This window comes from Neolewinella aurantiaca (assembly GCF_008014675.1).
In the GTDB taxonomy this organism is placed as follows: Bacteria; Bacteroidota; Bacteroidia; order Chitinophagales; family Saprospiraceae; genus Neolewinella; species Neolewinella aurantiaca.
The window spans coordinates 204,715-223,718 of sequence record NZ_VOXD01000005.1 but is presented as its reverse complement, the minus strand read 5'-3'; the positions used below and the strand labels follow the sequence as shown (position 1 = coordinate 223,718).

14 protein-coding genes are annotated in these 19,004 nt (G+C 53.6%); 4 read left to right on the top strand and 10 right to left on the bottom strand.

Annotated elements, in window-relative coordinates:
• Positions 1-205 precede the first annotated feature (205 nt).
• The 6 genes from FUA23_RS05270 to FUA23_RS05245 all read right to left on the bottom strand — a co-directional run bounded on the left by FUA23_RS05270 (position 206) and on the right by FUA23_RS05245 (position 12,820).
• Positions 206-1,972, bottom strand: coding sequence for an ABC transporter substrate-binding protein (locus FUA23_RS05270; protein WP_147929678.1), 1,767 nt, complete (start codon positions 1,970-1,972; stop codon positions 206-208).
• A gap of 176 nt (positions 1,973-2,148) precedes the next feature.
• Positions 2,149-3,687 carry an FG-GAP repeat domain-containing protein gene (locus tag FUA23_RS05265; protein ID WP_147929677.1) on the bottom strand — a complete coding sequence of 513 codons (1,539 nt, stop codon included), beginning with the start codon at positions 3,685-3,687 and terminating at the stop codon, positions 2,149-2,151.
• Between the two features lie 152 nt (positions 3,688-3,839).
• Positions 3,840-5,798 (bottom strand): cytochrome-c peroxidase, encoded by a 1,959-nt coding sequence (locus FUA23_RS05260; protein WP_187270895.1) that lies wholly within the window; start codon positions 5,796-5,798, stop codon positions 3,840-3,842.
• 124 nt (positions 5,799-5,922) lie between these two features.
• Positions 5,923-7,854: an alkaline phosphatase PhoX gene (locus FUA23_RS05255; RefSeq protein WP_147929675.1), complete on the bottom strand. Its 1,932-nt coding sequence runs from the start codon at positions 7,852-7,854 to the stop codon at positions 5,923-5,925.
• Positions 7,855-8,239: 385 nt separating this feature from the next.
• Positions 8,240-9,481 (bottom strand): hypothetical protein, encoded by a 1,242-nt coding sequence (locus tag FUA23_RS05250; protein ID WP_147929674.1) that lies wholly within the window; start codon positions 9,479-9,481, stop codon positions 8,240-8,242.
• 111 nt (positions 9,482-9,592) lie between these two features.
• The gene (locus FUA23_RS05245) at positions 9,593-12,820 is read right to left on the bottom strand and encodes a S41 family peptidase (protein WP_246144037.1); all 3,228 of its coding nucleotides are present in this window, start codon (positions 12,818-12,820) and stop codon (positions 9,593-9,595) included.
• Positions 12,821-13,078: 258 nt separating this feature from the next.
• Between FUA23_RS05245 and FUA23_RS05240 the strand changes: the two genes are divergently transcribed.
• The 3 genes from FUA23_RS05240 to FUA23_RS05230 all read left to right on the top strand — a co-directional run bounded on the left by FUA23_RS05240 (position 13,079) and on the right by FUA23_RS05230 (position 15,119).
• Positions 13,079-13,642 carry a TlpA disulfide reductase family protein gene (locus tag FUA23_RS05240; protein ID WP_187270894.1) on the top strand — a complete coding sequence of 188 codons (564 nt, stop codon included), beginning with the start codon at positions 13,079-13,081 and terminating at the stop codon, positions 13,640-13,642.
• A gap of 276 nt (positions 13,643-13,918) precedes the next feature.
• The gene (locus FUA23_RS05235; RefSeq protein ID WP_147929672.1) at positions 13,919-14,458 is read left to right on the top strand and encodes an HD domain-containing protein; all 540 of its coding nucleotides are present in this window, start codon (positions 13,919-13,921) and stop codon (positions 14,456-14,458) included.
• A gap of 4 nt (positions 14,459-14,462) precedes the next feature.
• On the top strand, positions 14,463-15,119 hold the full coding sequence (locus tag FUA23_RS05230) for a DUF4349 domain-containing protein (RefSeq protein WP_147929671.1): 657 nt from the start codon (positions 14,463-14,465) through the stop codon (positions 15,117-15,119).
• A gap of 69 nt (positions 15,120-15,188) precedes the next feature.
• Here FUA23_RS05230 and FUA23_RS05225 read toward each other — a convergent pair whose 3' ends face one another.
• Both FUA23_RS05225 and FUA23_RS05220 read right to left on the bottom strand, forming a co-directional pair.
• On the bottom strand, positions 15,189-15,737 hold the full coding sequence (locus FUA23_RS05225; protein WP_147929670.1) for a hypothetical protein: 549 nt from the start codon (positions 15,735-15,737) through the stop codon (positions 15,189-15,191).
• Positions 15,738-15,771: 34 nt separating this feature from the next.
• Complete coding sequence (locus FUA23_RS05220; protein ID WP_147929669.1) at positions 15,772-16,020, bottom strand: CBU_0592 family membrane protein; 249 nt, start codon at positions 16,018-16,020, stop codon at positions 15,772-15,774.
• Between the two features lie 159 nt (positions 16,021-16,179).
• On the opposite strand from FUA23_RS05220, the gene FUA23_RS05215 reads away from it, so the two are divergent.
• The gene (locus tag FUA23_RS05215; RefSeq protein WP_147929668.1) at positions 16,180-16,770 is read left to right on the top strand and encodes an alpha-ketoglutarate-dependent dioxygenase AlkB; all 591 of its coding nucleotides are present in this window, start codon (positions 16,180-16,182) and stop codon (positions 16,768-16,770) included.
• 27 nt (positions 16,771-16,797) lie between these two features.
• Here the strand turns inward: FUA23_RS05215 and FUA23_RS05210 are convergent, their stop codons facing one another.
• Positions 16,798-17,274, bottom strand: coding sequence for a nucleoside deaminase (locus tag FUA23_RS05210; protein WP_147929667.1), 477 nt, complete (start codon positions 17,272-17,274; stop codon positions 16,798-16,800).
• A gap of 13 nt (positions 17,275-17,287) precedes the next feature.
• Positions 17,288-17,767 carry a hypothetical protein gene (locus FUA23_RS05205; protein WP_147929666.1) on the bottom strand — a complete coding sequence of 160 codons (480 nt, stop codon included), beginning with the start codon at positions 17,765-17,767 and terminating at the stop codon, positions 17,288-17,290.
• Between the last annotated feature and the right edge of the window lie 1,237 nt (positions 17,768-19,004).

The window sequence follows — 19,004 nt, the reverse complement described above, 5'->3', positions numbered from 1 at the left end:
TTTGCAATATTTGGGCAGCGAGAGTTTCGATTTTCGTCGGGTAGGTCATTCTTGGTAGGTGTGAGAATCACCAAGTTAAGGGCCTACCCTTTTTTAGAAGCCTAAAATCGTAGCGGACCATTGTGTTTCGCACGTCGCTACTGCTTCATTCTACCCGCTACCTGTCTCCTTTTGGCAATCAGTGGATTGTCAATGAAGTACGCATTTAGCGTTGCTCGAAGGCTCCGAACCGCACCCCGGGGGAGATCGGTGAGGTGGAGTAAGAGAACCGCTTCGAGACCACCATTCTGGTCGCCGGTGAAATGAGGAACACCATCGGCTGCTCTTCGTGGATGATTTCCTGAAAGCGCTGGTACATGGGCGCGCGGTCTTTGTCGTTCACGGTCGAAGCAATACTTCTGATCAGCCGGTCGGCTTCAGCGTTAGCAAAACCAGTCCGGTTGGTACCGTTTGGCGGTACACTGGTGGACGCCCACACCTGGGTGAACTCATCCGGGTTAGGGTCAAGTCCCATTCCCTGGAGCCCCATGTCGAAATCTCCCTTATTCAACTCTTCGTAGAGGGCCCGGCCCGGCATGGCGACAACTTCGACTTCGATGCCCGCTTCAGCCATCCACTCTTTCATCAGGGCCCCGATGCCTTCTGCTTCCGGGGAGGGGAAGGTGAGGAATTTGAACTTGAACTCCTTTCTGGCTCCATCGATTTCTTTGTCGAGGGTACCGTCTCCGTTCGTGTCTTCCCAGCCGGCACTTTCCAGCAGCGCCAGTGCTTTTTCGGGCGAGTAGTCTTTGTGGGGAAGGTCTGCGTAATAGTCTTTACCACTCAGGACCGGGCCGTGAACCCGTGAAGCAAGTCCGTTGGGGAAGAACTGCTCGATGATCGCATCTACATCGACGAGATGAGCCATCGCCTGGCGGGTTGCTTTGTCCTTAAAGATGCCTTCGCGCATATTCATCGTCAGGCCGAAGTAGCTGGTGCCGGGCACCGTAGCGAAATCATAGCGGGCTTTGAGGAAGTCATCTTCCCGTAATTCCCGGAACTGGCCGGCCGAAAGGTTGAGGGCAAAGTCCACTTTTTCATCACGTAGTGCGTTGACGGTCGTTTGGGGATCGGGGATGAACTCGAAGATGATTTGCTCCGGCTTCCCCTGCAGCTCTTCCTTGCGGGTGTCTTTGGCCCAGTAGTCGGGGCGTTGTTCCAGGGTGAGCCGTTGGCCGGCTTCCCAGGAGAGAAGGCGGTAAGGCCCGCTGCCAACGACCTTATCGGGCTCGGTAGCGGTACTGATGTCGTTAAACTCTTTGGCGAAGGCGATCAGGTTTTCGTCTTTTCCTTTCAGGCGTGCGGCGGTTTTCTCGTCGGTAAGGTCGGACAGGCGGACTTTCCGCAAAAGCTGCTGCGGATCATAAACGTACTCCGGATACACCGTCAGGCTTGCAATTGACTGTTTGGCAAGCAGGTAGGGCCGGCGGGTCATCACCCGGAAGCGCCGCTCGTTACCGGGACTGGTGATTACCGATTCGATATTGTAATAGTAGGGCTTGTAGGGGCCGGACTCTACTTCAGGGTTCATCATCGCTTTTAGGCTGAAGACCACGTCGGCCGCCGTAACGGGCAGTCCGTTGGGCCATTTTGCGTTGGGATCGATCTCATAAGAGTAGGATACACCACCACCTGATTCTTTGCGTACGTCGGGCGTAGTGGCCAGCAGAGGGATTACTTCGAAAGTCTCAGGGTCCTGACCATTAAGAGTTTGGAAGATGAGTTCGCGTACGTAGCGCGAATCCGCCTGAGCCGTTAAGACAGGGTTGAGGCCCTCGGGCTCTTGTCTCAGTGCGACGCGGAGTACATTATCGGTATGCTTAAAGTCAACGGCGGAGACGGGCGTGTCGGTCGTCACCATTGGCTTCGGGTCCGGGCCGCACGCGAAGAAGGCCGCCGCCATTAAGAGGCAGAGGAAATAACGGGTTGTCATGGAATAGTTGGTTTGGTCTGTAGATTCTCTCTTCAGCGAAGATAGGACAAACCAGTTACATCCTTTTTTAAACGGGAAAAGAAAATCGGGTTTGTTCTTCTTTCCCGGCTCGTTTAGGGCGCGGACGCAGGTGCAAAGCCGTGCTTTTTGAGAGCTGAATTACGATGGAGTCCGGTTCAATCGCTGGCACTGTTGTTCTCCCACACGATGAAGGGGAGCCCGCCGGTAATCCAGCGGGCAATTTCGCCCCGGTCTTTTGCTGTTTCCATCGCCAGCGAGCAGGCCGCCAGATCGGGGTCGCCATCCTGATCGTAATCACCGACTGAAAGCCGCAGCCAGCGCCCCTTGCCGGCTGCCGGAAGATGCTGTGCCGTGAAGCCTCCGGCTGCATTATGCTCGTAAAAGACAGCCGCTGCCGGGGTGTCGTTCTCATAGTCCGGAAAGAAGGAAATAGCAGCAATGTCTCTGTCGCCATCACCGTCGAAATCTTCGACGACGGCGTCGTATGCACCCGCCAGTGGTAAAAAGAGAGCTTCTTCGAATACGCCGCTTTCGGTGCCGGCAAATATCCGGATGCCGTGGTAGGGCTTTGGCTGACTTACATAGTCGGCGTTGTCTCCGTTAATGTAAATAAGATCGGGGTAGGGGTCATCGTTCCAGTTGGCCCACCTCAGGTTCACCGATCCGTAGGAGGGGGGGAAGTCGAGCATCACCTTCGTTACAATATTTCCTTTGTCAAAGGTGTACTTAACTACCTGTTCCCGGCCCTGACCAAAAAGTACAAACACCGAAGGTGCTTCCCCGCCAAAGCCCGGTAAAACCTTCAGGGCTCCTGGTCGTTGCGCCAGCACCGACGCAGTGTAACTGCCAGACGGCGTTGGGTCGAAGAGGCTGAGCCTGCCTGTCCATTTGCCATACTCCGTAACGATGATTTCCTGCTCCGGGTCGTCGTCGGTGTTGATGCGCAGCAGACTGGTAGGCCGCCGGAGCCCGGTTGCAAGAGTATCGGTGCCATTTGCTCCCAGACGTAACAACTCTCCCGTTCCGGCGTCGGTTGGTGAAAAAGACCCGATGGTTATCCCTACGTTGCCCGTCAGATCAGTCAGGCCCCCTGCTGCAGGAAGCTGCTGAACGGCTTCGAGTTTCTTGTCGAACCGATAGAGCGCTCCTTTATTGATATCTGCCATCATCACTCCGCCGTCTTTGGGTATGCGGATGAAACTCCCGCTGGGAGGAGACATGAAGAGTTTCGGGAATCGGGCTGTGAATTGGACTGTGGTCGTGGCTGGAGATTCTGCGGATACAGGTAGTTCCTGCGGCGCATTGGTCAGGTAGTGGTCGCGGATACGCTGCCAGTCGATATCGTCGACAATCGGCTGTGCAGGATAAACGTTGGCCGCCAGTAGATTTTGACGCCCGGCGGGGTCGGCGCTCAGCAGTTGATCGCGCTCTCCCGGCTGAAAACGGCCCAGAAAATGCCCCATTCGGGGCAATACAACGGTATCCCAGATGCCGTAAGGAAGATCTCCCGGGGAGGGCAATGCGTGGCAAGAGGAACAAGCACCCAGAAAACCTGGCTCTTCATCCCCGTTCATTGCACCTGCGCTGCGCCGCCCCAGACTGTTCTCAAGATCGTTGACGGTATGCGGTTCTGTTTCACCGCACGCAACGCAGATGAAGAGCAGTGCTACCAGGCTGCCGGTAATTAATCGCATAATTGGAAGGCTTTTGATGCCGGCCGGATCTGTTATTATCCGGATTTGGCCGTAAAGGTCGCAATGTTGCCGGAAAACCAGAGCTGGCTACGGCGTTTTAGCAGAAGCCGGTTGCCGCAAAAGACCTACAAAGAAATATTTGATACCTCGCGCTAATAGTCTCCGCCAACCTTCCGGTTGTTCCACGCTTCGTTGTCAGGGAAGCTGGGTAGTTTGGCCGGAGTGTGGTTGAGCGATTCATAATCCGTCAGAGATTCCATGAATGTAATCACGTCCGCTATTTCCGTTTCGGAGAGGTTCAGAGCGCCCCCGGGCAGCGTTTGGTGTGGAACGTTTATCCCTATGCCAGCCCCACCACCAAGATTGTAAAATTCCATCACCTGCCGCAGGTCGGTGTACACTCCGTTGTGCATGTACGGGCCGGTAACGGCGATGTTACGCACCGTAGGGGTTTTGAAGGCAAAGGCGTAGAAGTAAGCTTCGTCACGGGGTAAACGGTTGGCGATCCGGCCGGGATCGGCGTCGAGCTCGGCGTTGGTCCACAAAGAATCGGCGGGAACCCCCAGGACTTCACTTTCGCTCTCGGCGAAGTGCGGAGGAACCAAACCACTAAAGGTTGGCGCGAAATGACAGGTCCCGCAAGTTGCTTTGCCCATAAATACATTGAATCCACGACGTACTTCCTCGGCCAGTTCTTCGCTTTCGCCCCGGGCGAATCGATCAAATACACTGTTTTGCGACCGGAGGCTCATGACGTAGTTGCTCAGGGCATCACTGATGCTCCATTTACTGAGTTGGTATTTGGGTTGATCGGCGTATGCTGCTGCAAACAGCGCTTTGTATTCTTCGCTTTGCCGCAGCCGCTTTTCGATGGTGATAAAGTCAGTTGCAAATTCCAGTTCATTGGCGACGACGTGGTTCATTTGGCGCTCAAGATGTTCTTCCCTGAGGTCGTGAAAGTATTTCTCAGCAAATACGCTGTTAACCAGAGTAGGGGCGTTGCGCTGTACCATGCTTTTGCCATCGTTGGAGAGGCTGCGCTGCCGTCCATCGGTAAATGCTTTGCCAGGTTGGTGGCAACTTGCACAACTCGTTTTGAGGTTGTTGCTGAGTATTGGGTCGAAGAACAGTAACTCTCCGAGTTCGAGCCGGGCTTTTCGGTTGGGGGAATCGCTCAGGTTAGCGTAGTAGTCTGCGTTGAGGAAGTCGGCGTCGAAGAGCGTGGAAGGCTGAGGGTTGACGGGGTGGGGGAGTAAGGTATAATCCGCAATAGATTCTATCTCCAGCGCTGCTTGTACGCGGGGCAAATTCTCGGTGAGTGGATTTATTACTTCACGTAGAAACCGGAGGCGGTCGAAGCCATCAAAGTCGTTGGTGGCCAGCATCTCGTCGCCCAGTTGCAGGGCTTCGGTAATGCGCGCGTTTGCTTGCGGAGCCCTGGCAGCAGCACTGTTGCTGTAGCCAGCGTATGCTTTTGCGATGGTTTGCAGCGCGATACGGCTTTCAGGGAGGGCTGCGCCCGTACCCGGAGTATCGAATCCGGTCACCCCCAGGGTGAAAATGCGGAGAATTTCTTCCCGCGCTCCTTCAAATACATGGCGGTGCTGAAGTCTGCGGGCGCTGACCTGGCGGTACAGCAATTGGTAGTCTTTAAGAAGCTTAGAAGCGATATTGGCAATAGCCTTGCGGTCAATCTCCGGTTCGGAAACCATTTCGTCGAGGGTTTGCAGCCCGCCGGGTTCGATCACGACGACCTCGGGGACCGAGGGTTCTGTTTTAGGGAGGGGAGCGCCATTAAGGTGCAGCCTGACGGTAGCAGGCTCGATGTATTCCAACAGGAATTCAGTTCTTTTGAATTGTTCGCGGCAACTGGTGTGAATCTCCCGTAAATCGTTTACGGGTGTATGGTCGTTGGCGGCCAGTTGTGCGTAGGTTGTCAGACGGTTTTCCAGTTCTGAAAGGTCGGAGTGAAAATCTTCAGTGGTCTGAAAGAGGGCCTGGTCAAGCTCGTTTTCAGGAGGGAAAAGATCACCGATACTCAGGAAGTGACCCAGAAAAATATAACTACAGGAAAAAAGCAATGCTTTGCCCACAAAAAGGAGGGATTTCATACGTCGATAGCTTGAAACTCTTAAAAAAAGCCGGCCGGTGCTGGTTAAGGCACCGGCCGGCCGGAACTGAAGGGGTTGAGGAGGAATTCGCTTGCTGTGCAAACTCATTTCTCTTCAGCCGTGGTTACTGTTTTACGAGCTCAACCACCTGTCCGTCTTCACTACGCAGGTAGTACATGCCGGAAGGAAGGTTAGCAACGTCGATGCTGTCTACGTTACGGTAAACGCGCAGGCGCTGACCGTTGGCGTTGTAGAGTGCCACGTCCTGGTTGGTATTGAAGTACACAATCTGTGTAGTCGGGTTAGGGTAGATCGCGAAGCGGTCCCGGTCACCGTTGATATCAGGAGCCTGCAGGCCGGTAACGGTCAGGTTGTCAAAGCCGTGGATGGCAAAGGTCAGTGAGTGGTTGAACGGGAATGGGTTGGCGCCACTTGGGTGCTGGCTGTTTACCAGAAGGCTTTTGCCGTCGGGGGTAGCGATGGCCCCGGTAATTTCAGCTCCTACGGGAGTAACCGTGAGACGAACCAGTTCGTCTACGCTGGCTACAGTGTCACGGTCGGTGATCTGGAGGAGGTACATTTCACACATACGGTGACGGATACCAGTACCACCGGAGTTGTTCTCGAGCGGCATACGACCGAAGGTTTCACCGTTGAGGTCTTCCATGATAACGAGGAACTGCTCTCCGTCGATGGTCATCACGTTGAGGCCGTCAGGGTTAGAGAGGTGCTTGGTTGGGTAATCTGCCTGGGTTGGGCTTTCTTCGAAGTAAGGGCCACCTTCAATAACAACAGAAACTTCTTCGGTTGCGGGGTCGTACTGAAGTACGCGGCCGTAGTAGTCCCAGTAATCAGATGAACCAGGGCCTTCAACACCTTGAGCAGCTGCACGGGCAAGGTGGTGAGGAGCGTAAACGGCACCGTTAGCGGCTTCATCGCTCCAGTTGCCACCGGGTTTGTCGCGGCCGGTCTCGGTCCAGTAAACGATACCGGTGGTAGCGTCGATGGCTACCCACTCGTTGCGGTTGTACATAGTTGCACCGGCTGCAACCGCCTGTGTACCGAAGTCGAGCATCTTCTCAGCGGTTTGCTCGATGGTGATCCATTTTTCGTCAGCGTCGTGCTTGTAGACCTGGATATCGCCCTGAGTGAAGTCACCGGGAGTGTCAGCAACGAAACGCATCCAGAAACCAGGAGTAGCGTCTACACCGAGGTAGATGTACTTGTTGTCCGGAGAAACAGTTCCTCCTTCGAAACCCTGACGGCCGAAGTTGTACTGCTTGCGGATGGCTTTAGCTTGTTTCGGGTCGATTTCAACCATCCAGTTGAAGTTCTCATACTTGGCAATGGTATCGCCGTGGATGAAGGGGAACTCAGGAGCGTCAACTTCGAAGGGGCGAAGGTCACGTACACCCTGGTTAGCTGTGTTGCTGCCGCCTTCTTCGTTGTAACCAATGCCGTAAGGGCCGGAACCGAATGCGTTGTCGTTAGAAAAGACACCGTTGTTGATAGAGGCATTGTTGCCGCGGAACCACTCTTCTGCGGTCCATATACGGCCGTCTACTACTGAGCTGATGCCTCCACAGTTCATGCCGGTTTCGCCAACGGTGTTCACGAAGTCTACGTTGAAGAACTTGCCGGAGCGGCCGTCATCGAGGGTTTGGTCAAGGATGTTAAGGTCGCCGGAGATTTCGTCGCGCTCAACTCTGAAAACGGACATGCCGCCACCGTCGCCGATGCGGTCGTCGCGGTAAATGCTCTCGTGGTTGACCGAAACCCAACCCAGACTTTCGCCGGTCTCATCGGGAGTAAAGCCGATGAAGTCGTGCCATTCTTTGGCGTGGGTCTGGCCGGCTTCGTTACCGTAGGTTGCAGTGGTCTGTACCATGTCGGTACCACCAATGAACAGTACCTGAAGGCTCAGCGGGCTGCCGGGCATCACAACGCGGTTGGGGGTGTAGTCGGTAGGAGCATCGATCTCGAAAGGAAATACGAGCTGGCCGTGGGCAAGCCCACCAACCAGTAGTATGGTTAGTGAAAGAAAAAATGATCTCATGGTGTGTGGTATTGGTTTGTTAAAAAAAACAAATGTCCCCATTGCACCACCGATTGATCAACTATTTGATATTATGAAAGTATGAATAACCCTGCGCTGTTTTTCGAGTAAAAATGAGCTTCGGTTTAATTAATTACGAATAATTTAATACGGAAATTAATGATGTTTTCACATGTAAAATGCAAGACTGCTGAGCGTTTAAACTTATGGTAAATATGCATTTAAACATTTATTGTGTTTTTGTTACCAGAATGTTGTTTGGCGGTAAAGACTTAACCACTTTGGTTCCGGTATATACTCTCCCCGGCCACTTTTAAATAGCTCAAAAATGAACGGAATCCCGGGGTTGAGGGAAACTTGATGTAGGGTAAAACGAGAATATGAATTATACCAATCCTTCCAGCAGTCGATTCCTCCACCGGGGGAAGCCGTCCACCAGACCCGATTCGGCATTTTCGTGAATAACGAACCAGAATTCGTGCTCGAAGTGCAGCGTCCGGCGGTATTGCCCCCGGCCAAGTTGCCCAATGGCGGCAATTTCCCGTTCTACGGAACGAAACTGCGCGTTCAGGCTCTCCCACGCTTTGGGGATGGACCAAACGTAGGTGGCGTGACTGTCCAGAAGTTCGAGGATGAAATGGTTGGCATCCTGGCCGGTGGCCAGAAAGACGAAGCCGAAGGAGGGGGAAAGGACGTAGCGAAGTTTAGTATGGGCTTCGTGGAGGGTACCCGCCAAAAACTCAAGCTGACGGGCATTGCGGACCTTTTTGTGACGAAGTATTTCGGCCAGCAGGTCGTGGCCGTCGGTCGGTAAAGTTGCTTTTCCGAGTTCGTCGTCGTCGAGGCTGGCAAAGACATCCTCCGGGGTGAAGAGCGATTTGTCTACCGTTTTGACGGGGTCGAAGTTGAGAAGTGACTTTACGGCGCGGGCCCGGAAAAGCTCAAGCATCTCGCCGTTGATCCTGTCTATTTGAGGCGACGTGGCGCGGCCCAGTTGCGGCTCTCCGTCCACAAAGCGCAGGGTTGTACTGACCTTGATGGTCTGCCGTTTCAGGGCTTTGACGAAAAAAGCTTTGATGGCGTCAAATTCGGCCACGATGTGGTCGTTGATGATCTTGAAAGGAAGCAATTCGTTGATGCCGGGCAGGTCGACTTCGCCCTTCACACCGCCGTTGGCAAAGGTCAGATCGAGGAGGGGATAAGTGAATTGTACCGGGCGGACTGACGAAGACGTAGCCTCCTCACCGGGCGCGGACGCAGGATGCAAAGCGGGTTCATCGACACTGGTCTTCGGCAGCAAAATATCCTTCAGCGCACCAGCTTTGTAGTAAGACAGCTGTGCCTTGAAGGGGGCTTCCGCTAACGGCATAAACTCGAGCATGCGCACCGGAGACTTCATCTCCCGGCCGGGAACAAAGCTTTCTGGCTTTGCTTCAAAATCCAATACCTGCACCCGCAGCCGTGCCGTATTCTTATCGTAAGCCAGCATGATGACTTGCCAGTAAATATCGGTCCGCTCGCTGAAACGAAAATCACCGGACGGCAGGTTGGTTGCAGACCAGGGGATGAACCCGGTGTCGCTGAAGTGCGCGCCACTGTTGGATATGCGTAAGGTGAGTGTTTTCACGGGGGTAAGATACTATTCGGCCGCCTTGCGTTGGCTGTTCCTCCGCCCACGGGCAAAAAAACGGCGAACGCAAGGCGGCCGGACAGCAGCTTTTCGGAACCAATAGAGAGCTTAGTACCCCGCCGAGCCCCGCTTTTCGAACGGTGGTCGTTTAGGCTCGGTAACGGGCTTTGCTTTCAGAGATTTCATCACCTCCATAATCGCCCGCTCTAATTGGGGGTCTTTGCCAGACATTACTTCGGCGGGCCATTGCTCGACTTCGATGTCGGGTGCAACGCCTTCGTTTTCGACGCGGTAGCCATCCTTATCCCAGAAGCCGACGTTGGGCGCAGTCACTGAGCCGCCGTCGATGAATTCAGGATAGCCGAGTACGCCAACGAGGCCACCCCAGGTACGTTTCCCGATGATGGGCCCGAGATTGTTCTTCCGCCAGAGGTAGGGGAAGAGGTCACCTCCGGATCCCGCCGTTTCGTCGGTGAGCAACACTTTAGGACCGTGGATGGCGGCCACCGGAGCGTGTTGATCTCTGCCGTAGCGGTAGGTCCAGCTGTTCTGGTAGGGGCGCATCAGGTGTTCGATGTAATAATCGGCAATCTGCCCGCCGCCGTTGAAGCGCTCGTCTACGATGATGGCCTTTTTATTTACCTGCGGGAAGAAGTAGCGCTTGAAGTACTGAAAACCACCGCCCCCCGTGTTGGGTACGTATACGTAGGCTACCTGCCCGTTGGTGGCTTCATCTACTTTTTTGATGTTACCCTCTACCCAGTCGCGGTTGCGCAACGCATAATCGTTGCTCACAGGTGTAACCATCACGGTGCGCGAACCGCTGCCGTCGGCATTGGGGCCAACGGTCAGTTCTACGAGTTTGTCGGCCGTCTCTTCGAAAAAGCGGTAAAAGTTGTCGGTGCCAACTACGTCCTCACCGTTAACGGCCAGGATGTATTCGCCTTCCTTAACGTTTACGCCGGGTTCGGTAAGCGGGCTGCGGAGATCGCCGTTCCAGTTCAGCCCCCCGTAGATTTTGGTGATGCGGTAGCGGTTGTTCTCTACGGTATAGTCGGCGCCGAGCAGGCCGCCGCCTACGCGGTCGGGATTGTTGAGGCGCGTACCCCGGCTGCCGAAGCGGTGGTGACCAACGCCAAGTTCAGAACCCATCCATTCCATCACGCGGTACAGGTCAGGGCGTGTTTTTACGTGCGGCAGAAAGGCCTGGTATTTCTTCTTCATGGCTTCCCAGTCTACGCCGTGCATTCCGGGGTCGTAGAAATAATCACGGTTGACGCGCCACATCTCATTGAAGATATTGGGGAACTCCGTGAGGGGTTCAATCTTCACTTTCATGCCGTAGCTGTCGGGAGATTTGAGATCTTTGGCGGTGGGGTTGCCTACCGACGTTACGGCCCATTGCCCGCGGGCACCAACGAAGAGGTGGCTTCCATCACCGGTTACTTCGAACCAGGAGGCGGGCATGAATTCTTTGTCTTCGCGCTCCGTCAGCGAGTAGCGGTGGAGGGTGTTTCCTTCGTCGCCGCTCGAGATGTAGAGCAGCTCGCCGGGCTTGGCGGATTCGAGGTTGTAAAAGTTGCCGTTGCCGATGGGGAGATGAACGATGCGGCTTTCGATACCATCGAAATCGATGCGGACAGTCTCGTCTTTGCTCTCTTCAGCCTCCTTTGCACCTGCGTCCTCGCCGTCTTCTTCAATCTCTTCGAGATCGTTGCGGCGGATGAGCGGAGAAACTTCGTCGTTCTGCAGCGTCAGCAGGTAAATGTCGTTGGTGATCCGCATGTCGTTGCTCGACTGCTGAAACCAATTGATGACCGGGCCCGCATCCGTTGAAACGGAGAGGTAGAGGTACTTGCCGGAAGCATCGAAGGTAGGATCGGTGACGTTGGCCAGCGGATCGGATACGGCTTTGCTCTCCCCGGTTTCAGTGTTGTAGATGTAGGCACGTTCGAAGTTGGTCTCCGTTATTTTGGAGTAGGCCAGCCATTTACTGTCTTTGGACCACGAACCGAACAGTTCGCGGTAATCGCCGGGGAAGTAGGCATCGTCGGTGGCTACTTTGCTTATTTTTCCTGACGGAATATCAAGGAAGTAAAGGTTGCGTCCGTTGTCCACGAATGCAATCTTTTTACTGTCGGGAGACCAGTGCGGGAAGGCGTAAAATCCGGTTCCGGTGAGGGCGATAGACTTAGCCTCCTTGCGCTTGTTGTCGTAGAGGTGAAGCGCGTACTCTCCGGAAGCATCGGAGAAGTAGGCGATCGTTTTGCCGTCCGGGCTCCAGCGTGGATGTGTTTCGTGTACACCGGGGGTGTTGCTCAGGTTCTGCACGTCGCCGTTCTCTACGGGGGCGGTGAGGACCTCGCCGCGGAAGTCGGCCACTACGCGTTTGCCGGACGGAGAAGCACCGGCGTGGCGGATGTTTTGCGCACCGGAAACCCAGTAAGGGCGGACGTCGATGATGTCGGTATTTACCGTGATGCTTACCTGCCGGTGCTTGCCGCTTGCGGGGTCGTAAATGTGCAGATAACCTGCCTGCTCAAAGATGACTTTTCCGCCACCTGAATTGATGTTGAGGACGGGGAAGTCTTTGAACTTTGTCAGTTGTTTCACGGCCTTGGTCGCGGGGTCGAATTCGTAGAGGTTGTATTCTTTGTTGCGGTCGCTGCGGAAGTAGACTTTGCCGTCGATCCAGCGTGGCTGGTTGTCGTTGCAACCGCCTTCGGGTTTAGGGATTTCAACGACGGAGTTATCCGACATGTCCATTACCCAGATGCGGGAGATGGTGCCGCCCCGGTAATTTTTCCACATGCTTGAGCGATCGCCCAGGGGAGTATAGGCGAGGTGTTTCCCGTCGGCGGAGTAAGCAGCATCATTGATGGTGGGGATGTTGAGTGGCGTGGCTGCGCCACCCCCGAGGCCGATGGTGAAGGCGTGGTTAAAGCGGTTGGTGAACACGTCCCGGCGGGAGGTAAACAGAAGATCTTTGCCGTCGGGGGTAAAGTCCTGTACAATGTCGGCATCGGGGTGCCAGGTCAGCCGTTTGGGGATTCCGCCGGTTACGGGGACGGTGTAAACATCGTAGTTTCCGTCGTACTGGCCGGTGAAGGCAAGGGTTTGACCATCGGGGCTGAATAGGGGAGCGATCTCTGCTCCGTCATCGATGGTAAGCCGGCGAGGGTTGCTGCCGTTACTGTCCGCGATCCAAAGATCGCCAGCGTAACTGAAGGCAATATGGTTACTGCTGATGGCAGGGTTGCTGAGCAACCGGGTCTGGGCGTGGGATGTCCCGGCAAAGCACAGGGCAGCCAGGACAAAAAAGAGGCGAAATTTCATTTGGGTGGTTCTGGTTAGAATGGAAAGGTAAGGTAAGTAAATTCGGGTTCTGATGTTTTGAGTATGAATACAGATGTTTCAATTTTCCGGAAAGGCTTTATTACCTGCCGGAGGCACTTTGGGTTCTGACCCAAAGACGGTAGGCCGAACGAATGGTTGCAAGGCACGAATCCTTTTTGAAGAAGTATGCTTGCATACACAGGCCCGTGTACACAACAAAACATCCTTTGCCACCGTATTAGCCTTCAAAATCAATCTATGAAAATCTTCCCGGTACTCGCTCTGTTTCTGACTCTGACCAGTTGTGCATTGTTTAAGCCCGCTGGCGCGAGTAATGCCGCCGGAGTGGTTTCTCCCCAAATGAAGGCGCTTCTTACTGCTAACGACCCCGGTTTGAAGTACCCGGTCTATGCTTCTTTCTCGGAAATCGAACCATTGTTACAGCGCAAAGACGATAACATCACCTACGTCATCAATTTTTGGGCAACCTGGTGCCGGCCGTGCATCACTGAGATGGCTTTCTTTGAGCAACTGACCAACGAGACGAGCCGTAACGATGTACAGGTGGTCATGATCAGTCTTGATAAGCCGGAAGACGTCCGCAGCAAAATGAAAGACTTCGTCGAGAGCCGGCCGCTCAATCTGCCGGTAGTAGCATTTACCGATAATTTCTACGATGGTTGGATTTACAAAGTCGATCAGCAATGGCAACGCAGTTCTATTCCCGTTACGTTGTTTTACCGCAATGGGCAACGCTACTTCAACAGAGGCCAGATCAGTAGTTACCGGGAGTTGGAAGGCCTTGTAGCGCGGGTACAGTAAGGGCGGTTTAGGCGCGGCCGCAGGTGCAACGAACGTTGAAAGGCAAGGAACCGAACCGGAAGACAAGTCTTTTGGTCAGTAAGTTTTCGAACTCCTTCGGAAAGCTCTGTTCGTCATGCCTTCAGCAGAAGGCAAAGCCTCCTCGTATCAGTTCAGGTATGCAGTGTATTCTTTGGTGTAACCTTCAGGCCTTCTGGTTAAAGCTCAGAAGACAGCAATCTGAATACCGCTGAACAGATTTGTATCCTGCGTCTGCGCTGCGTAAATTGACCCACTATGCCTGATACCATTAAAAAAGCCTGGCTTTTGGCTTCCCGCCTGCACGACGGCCAGCGCTACAAGACTCCCGAAAAAGATGTTTCGGTTCCTTACCTGACCCACCTTGGTGCGGTGCTCATCGAGGTCAATTACGTCCTCAGCCAGGAACCCGGACTGAACGCTAAACTTACCCGGCTGTGCGCCATCCTGCACGACAGCCTCGAGGATACCAGCCTAAAGGATGAAGCACTCAGCGAGCAGTTCGGCGATGAAGTGCTCGCCGGCGTACGAGCACTCACCAAGAACGAAACACTGCCTACAAAGCGCGCTCAGATGGAAGACAGCCTGGCCCGAATCCTCGCGCAGCCCCGCGAGGTGGCGATCGTTAAACTGTGCGACCGCATCGATAACCTTTCGCCTCCGCCTCCGTCCTGGCCTAAGGAAAAAAGGATGGCCTACCGGGAAGAAGCCGAGCTGATACTAAAGCAACTCGGAGCCGCCAGCCCGGTAGCCGCTGCGCGGCTACGCAAGAAGATCAGTGAATACATCGTTAACTGATACAATGAAATACGCTACACTATTTATCCTGTCTATTGTGCTCGCCCTCTCTGGCTGCAGCTCCAAAGCCTACCTTGCCTCCGGAGTGGGGGCAGCATATTTTGATGGCGAAAGGTCTGAACAACAGGTAAATGACGACGAGCGTAAGCTCCTTTACTCGGCCAGCCTTGGAGTCACCGTTGCTGAACCGGATTCGGCACTAAGTGTGATTGTGGCAATGACGAAGGAGTTCGATGGTTATGTGAACCGGACAAGCAGCTACGGAGCAACCATCCGTGTACCAGCCGCCGAGCTGGACGAGGTGATCAGCCGTATCAGTACGCTGGGAGAGGTGACCCGCAAAAACATTACCGCCGAAGACGTAACGGAAGCGTACTTCGATATGGGCATCCGGCTGGACAACGCCGAAAAAGCACGCCAGCGCTACCTCGAATTACTGGCCAGGGCCCAAAACGTAGAAGAGACGCTCCTGGTGGAGCGTGAACTGGAACGCCTCACCGAAACCATAGATTTACTGAAGGGCCGGATCAACCGCATTGATCAGCAGGAAGCCTATTCCTCCATTTCCGTTGATCTGGCCCGTCGGGCCAGGCCGGGGCCTTTAGGCTACGTTTTCAAGGGCGCCTACTCCGCGGTGAAGTGGTTGTTTGTTCGTAATTAGTGGCCGTAGAAGGCGGGTAGGGCAGAATTGTTCAGCCGGTTGTTTTCAGCGGGAATCCCTCCGGGTAGGCTAGCGGCAGCAGCCCGCCGCCACGCCTTCGTCTGCCGTGCAAAGTCGCCCTTTTGCTGTGTTCTTAAACCAGCGGCAGCTACTCTTGTGTCGTTTGTTGCCGTTCAGATTGAGCCAGTACTGCCCGGTTCCGGCAGCGGGTTGTTGCTGTTCAGACGCTGCAGCGGCCCGTGGTTCGACGCCGGGGAAATCATCCGGCCATAGCCACACGGTGATGCTGTTGCCAAGACCGGCATAATCGAGGGCAGAACCTAACTGGATAGCATATTTCCGTTGAGCGGGAGATTCTACCAAAAGGATTATACCCGGCTGTTTGTTGCGCTGAAGGCCGTACCACAGGGCCTGACCGATACTGTTTTTCCACTTCGGTGCGCGTTCCACCTCGATGGCGTGGGTGGCTGTTTCGAGGTCGACACGGCCGCTGGTTACGGCGACTTCTTTTTGGGCTCCAAGATGAAGCGCCAGGGCGTCAATGTAGTCTGCTTCGCGTTGGGCAGAGAGTAGACTGAGACTGAAAAGGAGCAGGCCCAGAATTGAAAATCTTAGCATTAGCTGAAAGGCTTTATGGTGAGGTATAGGTTTGTCAGGATGGTCGGCCCAAAAGGTTTTTACCGATAGCATAAGCTGACATCAGCGACCAAAACGAGTTGATAACAACGAATGGGTAAGCACTGTTAGCCGCTGCGTTGACGATCAATAGTACCGAGCAAACGAAATTGATGAGGTGATAAGGCGTGCCGAGGTTGTCCAGTTTATCCAGTGAGGAACCGACGAAAGCGAAGAGTAATCCCAAAGCACCAACCCAGCCCGCAATAGTTATTAATGTGTCCATGGGAAACCTAACAAACGGAAGTCTGCTTTGTGTAGCCATTGTGAGTATTTGTTGATCAATACATCGTTTGTTTGCCGAAGGTACATTCCGAAAAAGAATTAAATGAAACTTTTAAGGTTGTATTTTATTTAAAACGTGTTTTTGTTTGTATTTTGCAGGATGCTTAATTCAGAAATCTTTACGTCTGTTTCTCTTGACCCCGATCACGTAGTGTATACGACGGGCTTTCCGGTACAGGAATTGAGAGAATACCTTGAATTTGACGAATTATGGGACATGCACCCCGATGAATACCACACCCTGGTTATGCACGGAAAAGAGGTGAAAACTCCGCGGTGGCAACAAGCTTACGGGCGTGATTACCGGTATTCCGGCTCACGGAATAATGCCGTGCCGATTACTCCTCAACTGCAGCAATTTCTTGATTGGTCGCGGGCCAACGTCGACGAGCGGCTGAATGGTTTTCTGCTCAACTGGTACGATGGCGCCGCCGGGCACTACATGGGCAAGCACCGCGACAGCCGTACCGGGCTGATTCCGGACACTCCGATTGTGACCATTTCGTTGGGGGAAGATCGGATTTTTCGTTTCCGCCCCTGGGGCGGACAGGGCTTTAAGGACACCCTGCTCACGGACGGATCAGCCCTCGTTATTCCCTGGGATACCAACCTGGCCTGGACCCACGAAGTACCGAAGTCGAAGAAGTATACCGGACGCAGGGTCTCCGTTACCTTGCGTGCATTTTCCTGATAAATGAGATTGGGATGTCTTTGAGTACTAGTATTTCACCTTGTCTACCTTCTCGGCCCATTTGTCGAAGACATGAATGGCGTCTTTCCTGAGCAGGCTGATGAAGTTGATTTGCCGGTCGTCAATCTCTTTCTCTAATTCATCGTAGATGAACTGATCGTCGAAGTTGATTTTTGCGGCATCTTCTTTTGTGCAGGCGAAATATACCTGCTTGGGCCTTGCCCAGTAGATCGCACCGAAACACATTGGGCAGGGTTCGCAGGAGGCGTAGATGGTACAGTCCTCAAGCTGGTGCGATCCCAGCTTTTTACAGGCTTCTCTGATGGCGACTACTTCGGCGTGAGCGGTTGGGTCGTTCGTGGAGGTTACCCGGTTGAAGCCTTCGGCGATGATTTCGTTGTCTTTGGTGATCACACAACCGAAGGGGCCTCCCGCGTTCATCGACATTCCTTTTTCTGCCATCTCGATGGCTCGTTTCATGAAGTATTCGTCCCTGTTTGTCATGTCGATAGTTTAATTAGCTTACTCTGTAGTTGGGCAAATTTACCGCTTTCATTTTTGATGGTTGTGGTTTTGCTGGAGGCTGCAGCTCCTCGGCCGCCTTCACCTCCGGTGAATAGCAGGGATTAGCGACTTCAGGTTGCTTGATTGGTGCGTAGAGGTTTGATCGGAGTGAGACTCCTCTTCCGGTGCCCGAGGACTGCGCTTCTTCTCGTTTTGCCCGTTCATTTTTTTCTTGATAAAAAAACGAACCAAAAAAATCAAGGCTGCGCCACCGGCTGATCGTGGAATCCAATTTCTGAAGCCTAAAATGGAAAAACTCGCGTCGGCGTTGGTTAGGTTGTTTCCTGGCTTGTTGGTTGGTCGAAATCTTTGGTGCAGATCCTGGGGCTTCGGGAACGCTCAGACAGTTTCCATTTTTAAACGGCTTCAAAAACCGGATTCCACTGCCGGTGCCAAGGCCGAAGGCGGAGGGACTGCACTCTGCGTTCTGCACTCTACACTTTGATTGCTGAGCGAATATTTAGTATCCCGATCCGGTCCGACTCTCCTGAAAAACTGAAGTTCGGCATTGAGGGCCGCCGGCAGGCAAGGTGAGACGGGATGTAGCGCGGGCTCAATCGGAGTACCGGTGCCCGAGGACTGCGCTTCTTCTCGTTTTGCCCGTTCATTTTTTTCTTGATAAAAAAACGAACCAAAAAAATCAAGGCTGCGCCACCGGCTGATCGTGGAATCCAATTGTTGAAGCCTAAAATGGAAAAACTCGCGTCGGCGTTGGTTGGGTTGCTTCCTGGCTTGCTGGTTGATCAAAATCTTTGGCGCAGATTTTTGGGTTTTGGAAACGCTCAGACAGTTTCCATTTTTTAACGGCTTCAAAAACCGGATTCCACTGCCGGTGCCAAGGCCGAAGGCGGAGTGTCGGAGTTCTGTGCTTTGCTTTCAATTACGGAAGTTGGAGCATCAAGTATAAGCTTTGGTCCGGCCGCCTTCACCTCGGGTGAATAGCGGAGAAAAGCGACTTCTGGTCGCATAATTTTCCTGTTGGGTTCAGTTGGAGTAGAACTTATCTACCGGTGCCTCTGACTATTTTCATTGCGCAGCTACTTCGGCCTTGGCCCCGGCCACTAATGCGGTTGCTGGTGGCCGTTAAGAAAAGCAAGTTGTATGAGCCAACACAGAGTTGCTGCGTTTCCGAAGGGCTTCGACTCCCGACAGTTCCAGACTTCGAAGGATCAGTTTGAGGCGAGTTTTTGCTTTTTAGGCCAGCAGTGACCGGATTATTGATCAGCCGGGGACACAGCCTGAGGGGTTTGCTTCTTTGCCCTGACAAAGAAGGCCGCCGGCAGGCAAGGTAAGACGAGATGTGATGCGGGGCTAATCGGAGTGAAACTTCTCCACCGGTGTCTGAGGACTGAGCTCTTTCCCTTAGGCCCGTTCATTTTTTCTTGATAAAAAACGAACCAAAAAATCAAGGCTATGCCACCGGCTGATCGTGGAATCCAATTTCTGAAGCCTAAAATGGAAAAACTCGCGTCGGCGTTGGTTGGGTTGTTTCCTGGCTTGTTGGTTGGTCGAAATCTTTGGTGCAGATTTTTGGGCTTCGGGAACGCTCAGACAGTTTCCATTTTTTAACGGCTTCAAAAACCGGATTCCACTGCCGGTGCCAAGGCCGAAGGCGGAGTGTCGGAGTTCTGTGCTTTGCTTTCAATTACGGAAGTTGGAGCATCAAGTAT